This window comes from Stenotrophomonas beteli, from assembly GCF_001431665.1.
In the GTDB taxonomy this organism is placed as follows: Bacteria; Pseudomonadota; Gammaproteobacteria; order Xanthomonadales; family Xanthomonadaceae; genus Stenotrophomonas; species Stenotrophomonas beteli.
Window position 1 is genome coordinate 191,140 of record NZ_LLXV01000014.1, and the last position, 19,643, is coordinate 210,782.

10 protein-coding genes are annotated in these 19,643 nt (G+C 65.3%); 6 read left to right on the plus strand and 4 right to left on the minus strand.

Annotated features, from left to right (window positions below):
* Positions 1-2: 2 nt before the first annotated feature.
* From ARC23_RS02500 to ARC23_RS02510, 3 genes are all read right to left on the minus strand, one after another.
* Positions 3-425: a low affinity iron permease family protein gene (locus tag ARC23_RS02500; RefSeq protein WP_057495763.1), complete on the minus strand. Its 423-nt coding sequence runs from the start codon at positions 423-425 to the stop codon at positions 3-5.
* Positions 422-676, minus strand: coding sequence for a hypothetical protein (locus tag ARC23_RS02505; RefSeq protein WP_057495764.1), 255 nt, complete (start codon positions 674-676; stop codon positions 422-424). The genes ARC23_RS02500 and ARC23_RS02505 overlap by 4 nt, the downstream gene beginning before the upstream one ends.
* 123 nt (positions 677-799) lie before the next feature.
* Positions 800-1,078: a hypothetical protein gene (locus ARC23_RS02510; protein WP_057495765.1), complete on the minus strand. Its 279-nt coding sequence runs from the start codon at positions 1,076-1,078 to the stop codon at positions 800-802.
* Between the two features lie 176 nt (positions 1,079-1,254).
* Here ARC23_RS02510 and ARC23_RS02515 point away from each other — a divergent pair, with 176 nt between their 5' ends.
* From ARC23_RS02515 to ARC23_RS02530, 4 genes are all read left to right on the plus strand, one after another.
* Positions 1,255-3,903 (plus strand): excinuclease ABC subunit UvrA, encoded by a 2,649-nt coding sequence (locus ARC23_RS02515; protein WP_057495766.1) that lies wholly within the window; start codon positions 1,255-1,257, stop codon positions 3,901-3,903.
* Positions 3,904-4,135: 232 nt separating this feature from the next.
* On the plus strand, positions 4,136-6,307 hold the full coding sequence (locus ARC23_RS02520; protein ID WP_057495767.1) for a type I secretion system permease/ATPase: 2,172 nt from the start codon (positions 4,136-4,138) through the stop codon (positions 6,305-6,307).
* Entirely contained in the window at positions 6,304-7,722 is a 1,419-nt protein-coding gene (locus ARC23_RS02525; protein WP_057495768.1) for an HlyD family type I secretion periplasmic adaptor subunit, read from the plus strand. Before ARC23_RS02520 ends, ARC23_RS02525 begins: the two co-directional genes overlap by 4 nt.
* 224 nt (positions 7,723-7,946) lie before the next feature.
* A complete protein-coding gene (locus tag ARC23_RS02530) occupies positions 7,947-16,781 on the plus strand; it encodes a calcium-binding protein (RefSeq protein WP_057495769.1) in 8,835 nt (2,944 codons plus the stop codon).
* A 567-nt stretch (positions 16,782-17,348) separates the two neighbouring features.
* Here ARC23_RS02530 and ARC23_RS02535 read toward each other — a convergent pair.
* Entirely contained in the window at positions 17,349-18,302 is a 954-nt protein-coding gene (locus ARC23_RS02535; RefSeq protein ID WP_057495770.1) for an alpha/beta fold hydrolase, read from the minus strand.
* A gap of 166 nt (positions 18,303-18,468) precedes the next feature.
* On the opposite strand from ARC23_RS02535, the gene ARC23_RS02540 reads away from it, so the two are divergent.
* Positions 18,469-19,038, plus strand: a complete 570-nt coding sequence (locus ARC23_RS02540; RefSeq protein ID WP_057495771.1) for a TetR/AcrR family transcriptional regulator — start codon at positions 18,469-18,471, stop codon at positions 19,036-19,038.
* Positions 19,039-19,100: 62 nt separating this feature from the next.
* A complete protein-coding gene (locus ARC23_RS02545) occupies positions 19,101-19,577 on the plus strand; it encodes a nuclear transport factor 2 family protein (protein ID WP_057495772.1) in 477 nt (158 codons plus the stop codon).
* Positions 19,578-19,643 lie beyond the last annotated feature (66 nt).

The following is a 19,643-nucleotide window of genomic DNA, read 5'->3' on the forward strand; positions in this document are numbered from 1 at the left end:
CCTCAAGCTTCGGCGGCCGCGTCCGCACCGCAGGGCATGCAGCGCTCCTTCTTGGACTTGATGTCTGCAGCGGTCTTGGCCAGTGCCTCGTAGCGCTGGCGTATCTCTTCAAGGTGGGCCGGCTCCATCGACTCCAGGTTCAACAGCTCCTGGTTGGCGTCCTTGCTGACCCGGATCAGCTCATCCAGCTTGATGTGGAGCGCGGCCGTATCGGCGTTCTGCGTATGCTGGATCAGGAACACCATCAGAAAGGTCACGATGGTCGTCCCCGTATTCACCACCAGTTGCCAGGTGTCGTTGAAATGGAACGCCGGCCCGCTGGCGGCCCAGGTGATGATCACACCCAGCGCCGCAACGAATGCCCCCAGGCTGCCGGACAATCGTGCCGTTGCCGCCGCGACACGGGCGAAGCCGCGCCGGATCATCGATCGCCCCCCGTGGCCTCCTTATCCGTGCGGCGATCCGGCAGCTTGACCCGCTCCCCAAGGTGCTTGGCCTGCTCTTCCGGTGTTGGCGCAGCGATGAAGGGAGAAATCGGGTCACTGGCAGGGAAGGTTTCCTGCAGCGCTTCGTCATGATTGCGATGGTTGTGCAGCGTCGCCTGCAGCGGACTGACAGGATCGGGGCTCTGCGCTTCCGGGTCCGGGTGGGGAAGGTCTTTCTGATCGCGTTGCATGGTGCATCTCCAGGTTGATCACCACCGATCAGGTGGCGAGCCCAGCATAGGAGTGCGTTGTCAGCGGGCCCATCAAGAGTGGGGCAACGTGATGTCAAACCTTCAGGCAACACGCGTTAACACTCAGCAGGGCGGGGGAGCTTGGCGCCGGCCGTGACGCCGCCAGGCCATCACCTGGCCCACCACGGCCGTCAACAGCAGCATCGCATTGGTGGCCACGAAGACGATGCTGCCCAGCATTGCGCTGTACACCGTAAACAGTGCGGACGCGGTCATCTGGCCCACGAACAGCCATTTCGACACCGCTTCAGGGTTCGGCGCCCGCCACTGCTTCACCATCTGCCGGATCAGGGTGGCCATCAGTACCGCGGTGGCGGCCCAGCCAAGTACATCAGGGTGCATGACGGCCTTCCATTGTGCAGGTACCCCACGTTAGCCCTCGGCCGCGCAACGGCGTACGAAGGCGAGGTGAAGGCAGCATTCCGCCCCCGCACCCTCACACCATTCACCCCGCAGCAGCGACAATGGCCCACCGGCCACGCCTGCGCGGCGCGCCCACCGAATGCAGGAACGCTGAGATGTCCCACACCCCCTTTGGCGAGTCGTCATGCGCTGCCGCAGCCAGCGGCTGCATCGAGGTCCGCGGCGCACGCGAGCACAACCTGAAGAATGTCGACGTCTCCATTCCACGGAACGCGCTGGTGGTGTTTTCTGGCGTATCGGGGTCCGGCAAGTCCTCGCTGGCCTTCGGCACGGTCTTCGCCGAGGCGCAACGGCGCTATTTCGAATCCGTCGCACCCTATGCGCGCCGCCTGATCGACCAGGCCGGCGTGCCCGACGTGGATGCCATCGACGGCCTGCCGCCGGCAGTGGCCCTGCAGCAGCAGCGCGGTGCCAGCAACGCACGTTCATCGGTGGGCAGCGTGACCACGCTGTCCAGCCTGGTGCGCATGATGTATTCGCGTGCAGGCGCGTACCCGGCCCATCAGCCCATGCTGTACGCCGAGGACTTTTCGCCCAATACGCCGCAGGGTGCCTGCAGCACCTGCCATGGGCTGGGCCATGTCTACGAAGTGACCGAAGCGCTGATGGTGCCGGACCCGTCGCTGAGCATCCGCGAGCGCGCCATCGCCTCCTGGCCGCCGGCCTGGCATGGCCAGAACCTGCGCGACATCCTGGTCACCCTGGGCTATGACATCGACGTGCCATGGAGGAAGCTTCCGAAGAAGGACCGGGAGTGGATCCTGTTCACCGAGGACACGCCGACCGTGCCCGTCTATGCCGGCTTCACGCCTGCCGAGACGCGTGCCGCGCTCAAGCGCAAGCTGGAGCCCAGCTACATGGGCACCTACACCGGCGCCCGCCGCTACGTGCTGCACACCTTTGCCACTACCCAGAGCGCGCTGATGCGCAAGCGTGTCTCGCGCTACATGGAAGGCAGGCTGTGCCCCGCCTGCCAGGGCAAGCGCCTGAAGCCCGAAGCGCTTTCGGTCACCTTTGCCGGTGTGGACATCGGCGAGTTCATGCGGCTGCCGCTGGATCAACTGGCCGGGCTGCTCGAGCCCATTGCGCAGGGCGACTTCAGTGCACACAGCCACGGCGCACGCTCCCACAGGAGTGCGACGCCCCGCGATCGCGCGAAACGCGCAACAAGTGGCCGCGCGACCCACGCGGGCGCCCCCGACGTGCGCCTGACCTCAGCCCTGTCAGAAGAAAAGCGCCTCGCAGCGCAGCGACTGGCGGGTGGAGTCATGGCGCGGGTACGGCAGCTGCGTGGCCTGGGCCTGGGTTACCTCTCGCTGGATCGCGCCACGCCCACATTGTCGGCCGGCGAACTGCAGCGCCTGCGGCTGGCCACGCAGCTCAGCTCGTTGCTGTTTGGCGTGCTGTACGTGCTCGACGAGCCCTCGGCCGGCCTGCATCCGGCCGACAGCCAGGCGCTGTACGACGCGCTGGAGCGGCTGCGGGATGGAGGCAACTCGGTGTTCGTCGTTGAACACGATCTGGAACTGATGCGCCGTGCACAGTGGCTGGTGGACGTGGGACCGCAGGCAGGCGAGCACGGCGGGCGGGTTCTCTACAGTGGCGAGCCCGACGGCCTGCGCCGCATCGAGGGCTCGCGCACCGCGCGGTACCTGTTCGACCAGGTGCCTGCACCTGCCAGCCGGCAGCGCAGGGCAAGCAGCTGGCTGGAGCTGAAGGGCATCCACCGCCACAACCTGCAGGGCGTGGACGCACAGGTGCCGCTGGGAGTACTGACGGCAGTGACCGGCATTTCGGGCTCGGGCAAGTCCAGCCTGATGGCACAGGCCCTGCCTGAGTTGATGCTGCTGCACCTGGGGCACGAGCCGGTGGACGACAGTGTCGACAGCGCACCGACGGATGGGCCGACCGTGATCGAAGCCACCCGGGGCAAGCTGGCCGGCGATGTGGATGCCATCCAACGCGTGGTGCAGGTCGACCAGAAACCGATTGGTCGCACCCCTCGGTCCAACCTGGCCACCTACACGGGCCTGTTCGATCACGTGCGCAAGCTGTTCGCCGCGACGCCCGACGCGCGCCGCCGTCGTTTCGACGCGGGCCGCTTCTCGTTCAACGTGGCCAAGGGCCGATGCGGGACCTGCGAGGGCGAGGGCTTCGTCAGCGTCGAACTGCTGTTCATGCCCAGTGTCTATGCGCCGTGCCCCACCTGCCATGGCGCACGCTACAACGAGGCTACGTTGAAGGTGTTGTGGAACGGCCGCACCATTGCCGAGGTCCTGCAGATGACGGTCGACCAGGCGCACGCGTTCTTTGCCGAAGAGGATGCCATTGCCCGCCCGCTGCAGCTGCTGCAGGACATCGGGCTGGGCTACCTGCGGCTGGGCCAACCGGCCACCGAACTCTCCGGCGGTGAGGCGCAACGCATCAAGCTGGCCACCGAACTGCAGCGTAGCCAGCGCGGGCGCACGCTGTATGTGCTGGATGAACCCACCACCGGACTGCATGCGTTGGACGCAGACAGGCTGCTGGTGCAGTTGCAGCGGCTGGTGGACGCAGGAAATACCGTGGTGATGATCGAGCACGACATGCGTTCTGTCGCACAGGCCGACTGGGTGATTGACGTCGGCCCGGGCGCAGGCGGCGCGGGTGGCACCATCGTGGCGAAGGGCACGCCGTATCAGCTGGCCCGGGCCAAAGGCAGCAGGACAGCGCCGTTCCTGGCGCGCGAGCTGGCGCCGCTGTAGCGCCGAGCCATGCTCGGCGATAACCCCTCATCACGAGCGTTGCCCGCTCCAGCCGGGCAGCGTCGCGGTTGCGCGCGTGGATCGCCCTCCACCCGTATTCGTGGCGCTTGAGACCGTCCGGGAGCGCGCCAACCGTGCGCGCCATCACGCAATTCGTGAGGCAATTGACATTCCCCGGCGGCTTCGTGATAGTCCGCGACAGGCTCAGGGGTGAGCCCATAGCAGGGATGTTATGAACCAGGTAAATGCGGCCCTTGCGGTCGCGGACGGGGAGAGAGGGGGCGCTTCCCAGGATACGGTCGATCTAGGCCTGCGCGGACTGGTGCTGCTTGCGCAGTACCACGGCGTAGCAGCAGACGCGGGGCAGTTGTCGCATACGTTCGCGGCCAGCGGTGAATCCTTCGACGAAACCACCCTGCTACTGGCGGCGCGCCAGCTGGGCCTGAAGGCCAGCGTCGCGCGGATACCCACTGCGCGTTTGCCGATGGTCAGCCTTCCTGCACTGGCATGGGACACGTCGGGGCAGGCATTCCTCATCGCACGCATCCACGGCGAAGAGGTGCTGATCCATGACCTGGCGCAACGACGCCCGCGCCAGATGACCCTCGGCGAACTGGACGCGTGCTACGCCGGCAGGCTGCTGCAGGTGGCATCACGGGCCTCGGTGCTGGGGCAGCTGGCACGCTTCGATTTCACCTGGTTCATTCCTGCAATCATCAAGTACCGCAGGATGTTGGCGGAGGTCTTCATCGTCTCCCTCTTCATCCAGCTGTTCGCGCTGGTCACGCCACTCTTCTTCCAGGTGGTGATGGACAAGGTCCTGGTCCACAACGGACTGACCACGTTGGACGTGATCGCCATCGGGCTGGTGTGCATGGCGCTGTTCGAAGTGGTGCTCAGCGGCCTGCGCACCTATGTCTTCGCGCACACCAGCAGCAAGATCGATGTTGAGCTGGGCGCGCGGCTGTTCCGGCATGTCATGACGCTGCCGCTGGCCTACTTCGAATCGCGCAGGGTCGGCGACACCATCGCACGCGTGCGCGAACTGGAGAACATCCGGGGATTCCTGACCGGCAATGCGCTGACGTCGGTACTGGACCTGCTGTTCACCGTGGTGTTCCTCGCCGTCATGTTCTGGTACAGCGGCTGGCTGACCCTGATCGTCGTGCTTTCGTTGCCCGTCTACGCGTTGATCTCAGCGGGTATCACGCCGGTTCTTCGCCGGCGGTTGCAGGACAAATTCGCGCGGGGGGCTGACAACCAGTCCTTCCTGGTCGAAACGGTCAGCGGCATCGGCACGGTCAAGGCGATGGCCGTTGACCCGCAGGCCACCCGCACCTGGGACAACCAGCTGGCGGGATATGTCAACGCCAGCTTCGGTGTCACCCGCGCCGCTACCGTGGGGCAGCAGAGCGTCCAGCTGGTGCAGAAACTGGTCGGGGTGGCAATCCTGTTCTTTGGCGCCAGGCAGGTACTGGAAGGAAAGCTGTCACTGGGCCAGTTGATCGCGTTCAACATGCTGTCCGGCCAGGTGGCCGCGCCGATCATCCGGCTGGCCCAGCTCTGGCAGGACTTCCAGCAGGTGGGCATTTCGGTGGAGCGGTTGGGCGACATCCTCAACACCCGTACCGAATTGCCGGGCAGCCGCGCGGCCCTGCCGCCGATCCAGGGTGGCATCAGTTTCGAGCGCGTGCAATTCCGTTACCGGCCCGAAGCCCCCCAGGTCCTGGATGGCATCGATCTGGAGATCAAGCCCGGTGAGGTCATCGGCATCGTCGGCCGCTCGGGCTCGGGCAAGAGCACGCTGACCAAGCTGGTGCAGCGCCTCTACATTCCCGAGCGTGGCCGCGTACTCATCGATGGGCATGACCTGGCGCTTGCCGACCCAGCGTGGCTGCGCCGCCAGCTGGGAGTGGTGCTGCAGGAGAACTTCCTGTTCAATCGCAGCATCCGCGACAACATCGCCCTGGCTGACCCGGGCGTGCCCTTGGAGCGTGTGATCCGCGCCGCGACGCTGGCCGGTGCGCATGATTTCATCGTGGCGCTGCCGGAAGGCTACGACACGATTGTCGGTGAGCACGGCGCCGGACTCTCCGGCGGGCAGCGGCAGCGGGTGGCGATCGCCCGCGCGTTGATCACCGAGCCACGCATCCTGATCCTGGACGAGGCCACCAGCGCACTGGACTACGAATCGGAGCATGCGGTGATGCGCAACATGCAGGCCATCTGCAAGGGCCGTACCGTGCTGATCATTGCGCACCGACTGTCCACGGTCCGCCATGCCGACCGGATCGTGGTGGTGGAGAAGGGCCGCATCGTCGAGTCCGGCAGCCATGCCGAGCTGGTTGATCGCCCGGGCGGCGCCTACCAGCGGCTGCACACCCTTCAGGCGGGCACGCCATGAAACACGTTCTCCAAGGATGCGCGGCGTTCGTACAGCGCTATTGCGGCGCGTTCCGTGCACACTGGGCAGCGCGGCATGCACATCAAGCGCCGGCGCGCCAGCGGGCGGAGCGCGAGTTCCTGCCCGCTCACCTGGAGCTGATCGAGACCCCCGTCTCGCCGACAGCGCGCTGGACGGCCTGGATCATCATTGCCTTCTTCTGCGTCGCTCTGCTCTGGGCCTGCCTGGGCAAGCTGGACATCGTGGCGGTGGCGCCCGGAAGGATGGTGGCCGACTCGCGCACCAAGATCGTGCAGCCTCTGGAGACCGCCGTTGTGCGGCGTATTCTGGTGCGCGACGGTCAGCAGGTCGCGGCCGGGCAGCCGCTGATCGAACTGGATACTACCGCCAGTGGCGCAGAGCTGAGCCAGGTGGACGCTGCACTGACAGAATCACGGATGACCGCACTGCGGCTGGCAGCGATGGTTGACGCGATGTCCTCGGGGCAGCGACCACACTTGCCCCAGGCCGAAGGGATCGCCGATGAACGACGCGCCGCCGAGCAGCAGCTGCTACTGAGCCAGTTCGACGCGCTGCAGGCCAACCGGCTCAGGCTGCAGGCGACCATCGACCAGCGGGCGGCCGAGATCCAGACCATATCCGAGGCCATCGAGCCGATGGCCGAGCTTGCGCGGATCACCAAGGTGCGCGCGGAGGACTATGCGCGGCTGGTGCAGGGCAACTACGTTGGGCGCCATGACTACCTGCTGCGCGAACAGGAGCGGATCAGCGCCGAGCGGGATCTTGCCGTGCAGCACAATCGCCTGCGTGAGCTGAAAAGTTCACTGGCCACCGCGCAGGAAGAACTGCGGGTGCTGCTCACCGAATCCAAGCGCCAGTACCTGGAGCAGTTGCGCGAGGCACAACAACAGATCGCGCAGGGAACGCCAGAACGGGACAAGGCTGGGCAACGCAACCGCTTGATGACCCTGCGCGCCCCCGTGGCCGGCACCGTGCAGCAGCTGGCAGTGCACACCGTCGGCGGCGTGGTCACTCCGGCCCAGGAGCTTCTGGCCGTGGTGCCACGGGAGTCGCTCGAGGTGGAAGCCACCATCCTCAACAAGGATATCGGCTTCGTCCGCGCTGGGCAGGCCGTTGTCGTAAAGGTGGAAAGTTTCCCGTACACGCGCTACGGCTATCTGACCGGCCGCGTGATCAGCGTCTCGCACGACGCAGCCCAACACGAAACGCTGGGCTCGGTCTTTCCAGCACGGATCCGTCTCGATGGCAGCACCCTGGATATCGATGGCGTAGTGGTGGGCATGAGCGCGGGCATGGCACTCAGCGCCGAGGTGAAGACCGGCAAGCGACGGGTGATCGACTACCTGCTCAGTCCATTGCGGCAGCATGCCGGGGAAGGGCTCCGCGAGCGCTAGCACCGGTCTCCAGCGAACGCGCGCGCAAGGGCGCGATCCGGTTCGCAGGGCGTTCGCTGTTCGAGTGGAAACGTTGTTGATGATGCCGGCGGGATCCCCGCTCGGCAGGCTCCTGTTCCAGCCCTGGCAGAACGGAAGAACGTTCTGTGGGTTCCTCTTCCGGTGGCGTGCTTCGGCATTCCGCTGCACATGACGATACGACCAATCAACGAAAGGAAACGGTGATGGCTGCAGATGCGATCAATGATGCAAAGGCGATGCTGCTGACCGAGATATCAGCGGCCCTGGCGGCCAACCTGAAGCTCGGGCTGGATCGGGTGAAGCCCGCGGACGGGACCGGTGCAGTGCCCCCCGACCAGCTGCTCGCCATGTACAAGGATGTGCTGGAACAGAATGCCGAGCTGCTGAGCATCTACGCCAGCCGGTTCCAGCTGGAAGGAAACGCCGATCTGCTGGTGTGGTGCCAGGGCATGATCGCCGACACGCAGCGTCAGCTGGCGCTGGTCGACAAGGACCAGGAGCCGGCCATCACCCTGAAGGATCTGGCCAGCGGCGTGATCAGCTCGCTGGACGAGCAGGGCAAGCTCATCTCGCTGGGCGGCTCGGAAAAGGTCTTCGGCGTGGTGGGCAAGGGACTGGACCGCCTCGACATCATCCAGAAGATGCTCGACGGTGACTTCAGCGCGGCGGCGGCCGTCTTTGCAGGCAGCGCCGTCAATACCGTCGTAACGGGTGTGCTGACCGGCGCGGTGGTCGCGGCAGGCGTGGTCTCCTGGCCTATCGTGGCCGGTGTCGCAGTGATCGGTGCGGTGGCCGGTATCGTCGGCGGCAACATGGCCAACGACCTGGTCGAGGACTTCTTCGAATTCGCCAAGGAGCCGGAAGACCTTCGCGACGATGCCTACAATTCCATCGTCTTCCAGATCCAGCACGGCGGCAGCAGCTACCTGCCCGCCATGGGCGACTACCTCAGTTTCGGCACCTCGGGCGATGACCAGCTCAGCGCGCAGTATCTGCAGGGCAACGGCAGCATCCTGATCGGCGGAGGTGGCAATGACAGCCTGCACGGTGCCGAACGCGTGGACCGCCTGAGCGGCGGCGCCGGCAACGATCTGCTGAAGGGCTATGAAGGCAACGACGTCCTCAACGGCGGTGCCGGCAATGACGTACTGGAGGGCGGCAAGGGATCGGACCGGCTGGAAGGCGGCACCGGGTTCGACACCTACGAATTCCACCTGGCCGATTTTGCCGGCGGATCGCAGGATATCGTGGTCGATACCGACGGTATCGGCAAGATCACCTTCGACAACGTCGCCATCGGCGACCTTTCTGTCAATCACGTTTCCCGCGACGGCCTTGGCTGGGAAACCCAGGACCGCAAGTTCCGCCTGCAGGTGGTTGGCAGCGGCGATACCTCCTCGCTCATCATCACCCACCGTGAGACCGGCGGCCGCATCGTCGTACGCAACTGGTCCAATGGCGAGCTGAGCATCACGCTGCCGGGCCTCGGCCAGCCGGGAACGCCCGAGAACCCGTACGCGCTGACCAACGAGAACGATCAGGTCGGCCATGATGGCGATCCGGATGAAGTGCGCAGCGGCAACGACATCATCAGCGCGATGGGTGGCAATGATGGCGTGGACGGTGGCTATGGCGACGACTGGATCGACGGTGGCCACGGCAACGACCTGATCCTTGGCGGGCCGGGCAGCAACCGTCTTCTCGGCGGCCTGGGAGACGATGTGCTGCTCGGTATTCCAATGCTGCTGGCATGGACCGTGCCGAACGATCTGGACGGTTGGTACGAGGACATGCGCGAACGCAACGATGTCCTCAATTTCGGCAAGGGCTGGTATACCCACATGGAGGGTCACGCGCCGGTCAGCGGTGACGCGACACAGAACCTGATCGGCTTCCAGGTCAGCGCCACCTACGACAACGGGCAGGATCCCTGGGTCGAAACCGATTCGAACGTGAACCCGAGTGGCGACGATGAGATCGACGCCGGGGACGGCTCGGACGTCGCCTACGGTGGCGAAGGCGATGACAACATCAGTGGTGGCACGGGCAACGACCTGCTGATCGGTGGCGCCGACAACGATTACATCCGCGGCGAAGAGGACAACGATCTCATCCTGGGTGATGACTTCGCTGCCGCCGGCGGCATATGGGATTTCGTGGCGACGCAGATTTCCAGCCAGGCCAATACCTCGGGCAACGACACCCTGATCGGCGGATCGGGAAATGACCGCATCTATGGACAGGGAGGCCATGACATCATCGACGGCGGTGAGGGCGATGACATCCTCCAGGGCGACCGTGTCGACTATGGGCTGGGGTACTCCTACAACGTCGGCGGCGTGGCCGGGGACGACTTCATCGATGGCGGCGACGGCAACGACCAGATCTACGGTGACGGCGGCAACGACACCCTGCGCGGCGGCAGCGGCAACGACATGATTGTCGGCGATTCGATCGGTATCGATGGATCGCTTCATGGCAACGACACGATCGATGCAGGCGAAGGTGCCGATACCGTGATCGGCCTGGGTGGCAACGACGTGATCCGGGGCGGTGATGGCAACGACATCCTGCTCGGCGACGGCGCCCTCAGCGATGTCGGCGCAGACTTCCACGGCAACGACACCCTGTACGGCGAAGCGGGCGACGACGAACTGCAGGGCAACGGCGGCGATGACTTCCTCGATGGCGGCACCGGCGACGACCTGCTGTCCGGCCAGGACGGCAACGACACCCTGCAGGGCGGCGACGGCAAGGATGAGCTGCAGGGCGGCGACGGCCAGGACACGCTGTCCGGTGGAAGCGATGACGATCGCCTGTTCGGCCAGGACGGCGACGACGTACTGAGTGGCGATCACGGCAACGATGAGCTGTATGGCGGCGCGGGCAATGACCGCTTGAGCGGTGGCGCGGGCATCGACAAGCTGGGCGGCGGCGTCGGCAATGATGTCCTGGATGGAGGCGATGGCAACGACACCCTGGACGGCGAAGCAGGTGACGACACGATCTATGGCGGCGCCGGCAACGACACCATCGACGGCGACGACGGCAGCGACCTGGTCTTCGGTGGCGCCGGCGATGACGGCATCTATGGCGGCATCGGCAACGACGAACTGCACGGCGAGGATGGCGATGACATCATCTCGGCCGCCGAAGGCAATGATCTGGTCCTTGGCGGTGCCGGCAATGACATGCTCAACGGCGACGCAGGCAACGACGATGTGCAGGGCGGAGACGGCAACGATCACCTGACCGGCGGCGACGGCGACGATGTCCTGACCGGCGGTGCAGGCAACGATCTCCTGCGCGGCGGCGCAGGCAACGACCGTTTCCACTTCGAGTCCGGCTTCGGCGCCGACCTGGTGGCTCTGGAGGATGCAGGCGCGGGCCAGGACACCATCAGCTTCGGCAGCAGCATCGCTGCCGAAGACCTGGCCTATACGGCCCATGGCCTGGATCTGGTCATCCTTCACGCCAGCGGTGTCGACTCCATCGTCGTGCGCGGATTCTTTGCGGCAGGGATGGCAGCGTCGGTGCAGCTGCCCAATGGCACGATCCTTGATCGAGCCTACTTCGAGCAGCTGCTGTCCATCCCCGTGCCGACCGGCGTGGGCAGCGCGGGCGACGACCAGATGGTCGGCACGGAGAACGCAGACAACCTGCACGGCGGTGGCGGCAATGATGCCATTCATGGCCTGGCCGGCGACGACTTCCTGTACGGCGGTGCCGGCAACGACACCCTCAGCGGCGGGCTCGGCGGCGACGTACTCGACGGTGGCAGCGGCAACGACACCTACATCTTCAACTTCTACGACGGCTACGACTCGATCCTCAACCTGGGCGAGGCAGACGCGGGCAGCGATGTGATCCAGCTCGGCACGTCGATCACCCGGGACATGATCAACAACTTCCAGGTCTCCGGGGACGACCTGATGATCGCCTTCAGGCAGGGTGCCGACTTCGCCAGCATCTACCTTGAAGGATTCCTCTCGGCAGCCAACGGCACGCATCGCATCCAGTTCGCCGATGGCACCTGGTTGTCGGCGCAGGATTTCCGAGGCAATTCCGATGCATGGGTCGGTACCGACGGCGATGACCTCTATCTTGGCACCGCCGCCAACAACAATGTGCAGGGCGGGCTCGGCAACGATGAGCTGCACGGGCTGGCTGGCGACGACCGGATCTTCGGCGGCGCGGGCAACGATTCGCTGGACGGCGACGGCGGCATCGACGAGATCGATGGCGGCGACGGTGACGACCAACTGTATGGGGACGACGCAATCTCCGGCCCCGGAGAGTACGATGTGCTGCGCGGCGGCGCGGGCAACGACCGTTATTACGTCGGTGCGGGTTACCAGGATGCGCCCAGCCCGGATACGGTGATCGAACTGGCGGGCGAGGGCATCGACACCGTGTACGCGGAGTCCTACTCCTACACCCTTACCGCCAACGTAGAGAACCTGGTGGGCGTCTACGCCTCCACCTTCCTGTACTGGCAGAACCCCGAGTACTACGGGTGGCGCGTCAACATCCCGCGCAAGTTCGTCGGCAACGACCTGGACAACACCATCCAGATCGGGCCTGCGCCCTGGAACGGCAACCACGACCAGCGCCTGTACCTGCTGGACGGTGGCGCTGGCAACGACACCCTGATCGGCAGCATTGCCGATGAGATCTACGTCGTCGACAGCCTGGGCGATGTCATCGTGGAGACCGACACCGGTGTCGGCGCATCGTTCGATACCATCCGCGCCTCGCTGTCCTACTCGCTGGCAGACCACGCCAATATCGAGCGGCTTGAACTGTGGGGCGCCAACGCGCTCTCCGGCTGGGGCAACAGCGGCAACAACATCCTGGTCGGCCGCACTTCCGATGCGGCCAATCATCTGTATGGCGGACTCGGGGATGACACCTACGTCATCACCGCCAAGGATGTGGTGGTGGAGAATGCCGGGGAAGGCATCGACACCGTGATCATCGATCACGTCGACGAAGTGAGCAGTTCGACCCAATGGTTCAACGTGGCCGACTACGCCAACGTCGAGAATCTCTCGCTGGGCAACAACCTCACCCTGGACCTGTACTTCAGCGGCAGTGACAACGAAGGCGCCTTCAATGCCAACCTGCGTGGCAATGCCGGCGACAACCGACTGGTCGGCAACGGCTTCAGCAATGAACTGCGCGGTGGCGGCGGCAACGACACGCTGGTGGGCGGTGAGCGCGAGCTCAACACGTCCTACGCCACCGGCCGCGACTACCTGTACGGCGAGGAAGGAAACGACCTCCTGCAGGCCGGAAGCGGGGGCGCCGACCTGTATGGCGGCACCGGCAACGACACCCTGGAGGGCGGCACCGGCAACGATGACTTCCATTACGCGCGTGGCGATGGCCAGGACACCATCGAGTCCAAGGGCCATGGCGTCTCGACCCGCGACCGTGTGATCTTCGCTGCCGGCATCGATCCGGACGACATCACCTGGTCGCAGGTCGGGCTGGATCTGGTGATCCAGGTGGGTACGGATCCGTCGGACCGGATCACCGTCAGCGGATACTGGCAGGAAAGCGAAGCGGGCATCGTTCTCAGCCAGCGCATCGACGAATTCGTGTTTGCCGATGGCACCATCCGCAAGGGCGGGCTGGATCGGCTGCCTTACACCAACAATCCGCCCGAAACCCTGATCTACTACTTCAATCATGAGGCGGTGGGTGAAGAGGCTTTCACCCTCGCGCTGCCGACCGGCATGTTCCGCGATGCCGCCGATGACACCCTTTCCTTCAGCCTGGGCAACGGCAGTCCCGAGTGGCTGGCCATCGACGCGACCACAGGCGTCATCTCCGGCAGTCCGCCCAACGGTGGTGGCGAGTACACCGTGCAGATCGTCGCCAGCGACAGCTGGGGCCAGACCGCCACCTCGTCGCTGTCGCTGGGCGTGCGCAATGTCATCCGCGGCACCGCCGCAGCGGACTCCCTGACCGGCACCCAGTTCCGCGACGACATCCATGCCGGCCAGGGCAACGACACCCTGACAGGCGCGGGCCCGGGCGATCGCCTCTATGGTGGCCAGGGCGACGACACCTACGTGGTCACCGACGCCTCCCAGCAGATCATCGAGCTGGCCGGCGAAGGCCACGACACCGTGCAAAGCTCGAGCTACTCCTACACGCTCGGCGAACAGGTCGAGGGCCTGGCCCTGCTGGACCAGGCCATCGAGGGCATCGGCAACCAGCTGGACAACCTGATCATCGGCACCGACGGCGACAACCTGCTCGACGGAGGGCTCGGCAACGACCGGCTCGTCGGCGGGCTGGGGGACGACATCTACCGCGTCGACTCCGCATCGGACCAGACCGTGGAGCTGGCAGGCGAGGGCATCGATACGGTGCTGGCAGACCTCAGCTGGCAGCTCGGCGACAATGTGGAGAACCTCGAGCTGGTCGGCACCGGGCACTGGAACGCAACCGGCAATGCACTGGACAACCAGCTGATCGGAAATGCCGGCAACAACCGCATGGACGGTGGCGGCGGCAACGACTGGCTGCAGGGCGCGCAGGGCGACGATTACTACGTGACCAGCTCGGCCCAGGAACGTGTGATCGAAGAGCTCGATGCGGGCGTGGATACGGTCGAACGGCGCTTCGAAACCAATCTGGTGCTGGCTTCGAACGTGGAGCACCTGGTGCTCGGTGCCGGCATCGTGACCGGCAATGGCAACGGCCTTTCCAATCAGATCACGGGCAATGCTGCGGCCAATCGACTTTCGGGCATGGATGGCGACGACACCCTGATCGGTGCCGATGGCGACGATCAACTGTGGGGTGGCAACGGCCTGGACATCCTGCACGGCGGCAACGGAGCAGACTACCTGGACGGCGGGACCGGTGCCGACCAGCTGCGCGGTGGCGCCGGCAATGACGTCTACATCGTGGACCACGCCGATGACACCGTGACCGAACTGGCGGGCGAGGGCACCGATCAGGTCCAGGCGTCGGCAAGCCATGTCTTGTCGGCCAACGTGGAGAACCTGTTCCTGACCGGCACCGCCGCCATTGCCGGCACCGGCAATGATGCCGCCAACTACATCGCGGGCAATGCTGGCGCCAACACACTCAATGGCGCAGGCGGCAACGACACGCTCAGTGGCGGTGCAGGCGACGACCTGCTGATCGGCGGCTCGGGCAACGACGCCTACCTGGTGGATGCCAGCAGCGGCAGTGACACCGTGGACAACACCGGCGGCGGCAGCGACACGCTGTTCTTCGGTGCCGGCGTGAGCCGCGAGCGCCTGAGCTTCACCCGCAACGGAAACGACCTGCTGATCACCATCGACCAGTCCGCCACACCCGCGGTGCGCGTGCTCAATCACTTCCTCGGCGGCGACGCGGCAATCGATTTCGTGCAGCCCGACGGAGGGAGCACCCTGACGGCTGCGCAGATCAACCAGATCGTTGCCGGCAGCGGCAGCGGCTTCGATCAGGTGGTGCAGGGCACAGCGGCTGGCGAGCAGCTGGTCGGAGGCGCCGGCAAGGACCTGATCGAAGGTCTCGGCGGCGCCGACACCCTGTTCGGCATGGGCGGCGATGACACGCTGCGGGGTGGCGACGGCAACGATCAGCTGGCCGGCGGCAGTGGCAACGGCACCGGCTCAGGCAACGACATACTGGAAGGCGGGCTGGGCAATGACACGCTGCGTGGCGAGGACGGCACCAACACCCTGAGCGGTGGTGCAGGTGACGACCAGTACGTCTATGGCGGCGGCACCGATGTGATCAACAACACCGGCGGCGGCACCGATTGGCTGATTTTCCAGAACGGCATCGGCACGGCGCAGCTGGCGTTCACCCGCGATGGCAACAACCTGATCATCACCGTCAATGGCAATGCCAGCCAGCGGGTGACAGTGACCGATCATTTCCTCGGCGGCGACTTCGCCTTGGATTACCTGCAGCCCGCCAGTGGCTCGGCGCTGAACACCGCCGCGATCAATGCCCTGGTCTCCAACAACGGCGGTGGCAGCAATCCGGGCGGGGGATCACCGGGCATGGGCAATGACGCGGATTACCCCTCGGTCAAGACCGGAACCGCGGCCGGCGAACAGATTGTCGGCACCAGCGGCCGTGACCTGATCAAGGGGGTGGCCGGTGATGACACCCTGTTCGGCATGGGCGGCGACGACAAGCTTGATGGCGGCGATGGCAATGACTACCTTTCTGGTGGCAACGGCAGCTTCAGTGGCTCCGGCAAGGACATCCTCATCGGTGGCGCTGGAGATGACCAGCTGGTCGGCGAGGACGGCGACGACATGCTGTTCGGAGGCACCGGAAATGACACTTACTTCTACACCGATGCTTCCGGTGCCGACACCATCGACAACACCGGGGGCGGAACCGACTGGCTGTATCTGGAGGGCATCGACCGCGCGCGCCTGGCTTACCACCGCGATGGCGACGACCTGATCGTTCGTGTGGACGGCAGTGCCAGCAAGCAGATGCGGGTGCTCGGGCACTTCCTCGGTGGGGAGCGCGCGATCAGCTTCGTCCAGCCGGGCGATGGCGGCTACGCGATCTCGGCCGCCACCATCGCTGGGCAGCTGACCCCGCTGCCGGCGGCCCGGGCTGCATCCAGCGCCACCGCAAGCATGGCGTCGCCGCTGGATGCGCCGTTGCCCAGCCTCGCAGATGAGGCTTCCGCCTTCGTGCAGGCGATGGGCCTGTTCGATGACGGCCACGGCATCAGCCTGCCGTCCGCGGTGATCGCGGCACCGGTTGTCGCCCCGCCGCTTGCCGAGGCCTCCGCCCAGGACGTCTCACCGCCCACGCTGCGCACCTCGTCATCGATCCGGGCAGCTGATACCGCCGCATCGCTTGCGGAGCTGCAGCACCTGGTGGACAGCATGGGCAGTTTCGGTGGCAAGGGGGCTGAGCTGTCGCTGGGCAGCGAAGACGACCCGCAGGCCAGCCTGGCCCAAGCTCACGCACTGGCGGGGGGGCGCCTGAATCCCCGCTACAGCGCCAACGCGGTACGCCAGCTGCTGCTCTGATGGCCACTGCGGGAGGGCCACGACGCCCTCCCGCAGGCAGCCCTTGGCAAGGGCGGGAGCCCAGGTGGGTTGCGCCGACAGCGCAACCTGCGCTGTTCGCCCGACGCCGTCCTGCTCCGGCTGCCATGCCTGCTCTTCACGCGACGATCCCCAGTGGCGACGCGCTGCTGCCGGAAAGCGACCAGCAGCCAACGTTTCCGCTGCGGGTTCGCAGGGCCCGCTTGGGCACACGGGGCGCTCCGATGGATCATGCCTGCTCCATTGCCTGCCGCATGAAGTGCATCGTCATGAGTGGGCCCGTGCAGCGCGCCGGGATGCGCGCAGCAGACTCGAACGGAGCCGTTCGCCGCCACGTCCCCCAACCATTGGTTGGTTTCAGCCCCCCTGAGCAGTCCCGTGGCAAGGACCGCACTTTGCGCAGGCGAGAGCGTGGCAAATACCAGGGATCGGGCCTCCTTGGCGTCGGCCGGTTCATCATGCGAATCGGGGCGGGGGTGGCCGGCAGGAACCGAGCTTCCGGCATTGGCACTGGGATGGGCTCCGGCGCATCGCCGGAGCCCAAGGTGCTCACTTTTCCTGCAGGAACGTCAGCAGGTCCTGGTTGACCTTGTCCTTGTGGGTATCGGTCAGGCCGTGCGGCGCACCCGGGTAGACAATCAGCCTGGCGCCCTTGATCAGTTTCGCTGACTGGCGGCCGGAGATATCGATCGGCACGATCTGATCATCGTCACCGTGGATGACCAGGGTGGGCACATCGAACTTCTTCAGGTCGGCGCGGAAATCGGTGGCCGAGAACGCGGCGATCGAATCGTAGGTGTTCTTGTGGCCGCCCTGCATGCCCTGCGCCCACCACGCATCGATCAGCCCCTGCGAGACCTTCGCGCCCGGGCGGTTGAAGCCATAGAACGGGCCCGACGGAATGTCGCGGTACAGCTGCGCGCGGTTCTCCATCTGTGCCTTGCGGATGCCGTCGAACACTTCGATCGGCAGGCCGTTGGGGTTGTCGGCAGTCTTCAGCATCAATGGCGGCACCGAACTGATCAGTACGGCCTTCTTCACCCGGCCGGTGCCATGCCGGCCGATGTAGCGCGCCACTTCGCCGCCACCGGTAGAGAAGCCCACCAGGGTCACATCGTGCAGGTCCAGTGTATTGATCACCGTGGCCAGGTCATCGGCGTAATGATCCATATCGTTGCCGTCCCACGGCTGGCTGGAACGGCCGTGGCCACGACGGTCATGGGCGATGACGCGGTAGCCATGATTGGCCAGGAAGATCATCTGCGATTCCCAGCTGTCCGAGTTCAACGGCCAGCCGTGGCTGAAGGTCACGACCGGGCCATTCTTCGGGCCCCAGTCCTTGTAGTACAGCTGCACGCCGTCGGCGGTGGTGATGTAGCTGGCGGTGCGCGCGATGGCGGTAACCGTCGCCGGCTTGGCCGGTTCGGCGGCCTGTGCGGACAGGCCGGCTTGCACCGAGAGGGCGAGGGTGGCAATGGCCAATGTGCGGGCGAAGGTGTTCATGCAGGTATCTCATGGGTGGGTGGTGAGGCGTACTCTGCGCCCGCGATCAGGCCTCAGGGATATGACGAGTCCGAATTTCTTGATCGATCGTCCTGGGCGAGCATGAGTCGCCGCAGTCGCGAAGGGCGTCGTTGACAGGGGAGAATGATCGTTCTACCTTGTGGCCATGAGCAAGGCCACTACCGACACCCAACAGAAGATCCTGGCCACGGCCGAGGCGCTGATCTACCAGAATGGGATCCACGCCACTGGCATGGACCTGCTGGTGAAGACCTCGGGTGTGGCACGGAAGAGCATCTACCGCCACTTCGAGAACAAGGACGACGTGGCTGCCGCTGCGTTGAAGACGCGCGATGTGCGTTGGCTGACCTGGTTCCGGCAGGAGTGCGACAAGGCCGATACTCCTGAAGCACGCATCCTCAGGTTGTTCACCGTGCTCAGGGAGTGGTTCCAGTCCGAGGGCTATCGCGGTTGCGCGTTCATCAATACCGCGGGCGAGGTCGGCGATCCTGCCGATCCGATCCGGGAGATCGCGCGTGATCACAAACAGAAGTTGCTCGATTACACGCTGGAACTTACCGAACAACTGGATGTGGAGCAGCCGGCGGACCTGGCCCGCCAGCTGCTGGTCCTCATGGAAGGCGCCATCACCCTGTCGCACGTGATGGGTGATCTCGACGCCGCAGACACTGCGAAGGATGTCGCGATGCTGTTGTTGGAACAGGCCAGGCGTTAGCGCCTGGGTACGCCAGATCCTTTGAAGCAACCCGTATATCCATTTCGATTGGAGGTCCCCCCGTGTCCGCTGAACAACCCCGTCCGCCGCTTCCTCCGTTCACCCTTGAATCGGCCACGCTGAAGGTGCGCCTTGCCGAGGATGGCTGGAACTCCCGCGATGCCGACAAGGTGTCGCTTGCCTATTCGCTCGACACCCAGTGGCGTAACCGTGCCGAATTCACCAACGGCCGGGAGGAAGCCCGGCAGTTCCTGGCACGCAAATGGAACAAGGAGCTCGAGTACCGCCTGATCAAGGAGCTCTGGGCCTTTACCGGGAACCGTATCGCTGTCCGCTACGCCTACGAATGGCACGACGACTCCGGCAACTGGTTCCGTTCCTATGGGAATGAGAACTGGGAATTCGGCGAGGATGGCCTGATGCAGCGCCGCTTCTCGTGCATCAACGACCTGCCGATCAAGGAAAGCGACCGCAAGTTCCATTGGCCGCTGGGGCGTCGCCCGGATGATCATCCGGGGTTGACTGAGCTGGGGATGTAAGCGCCTCAAAGGCGCCAATGGACGCGTGCTCGGGTACGATGGGGCCGCCGGCATCTGCGCCGGCGG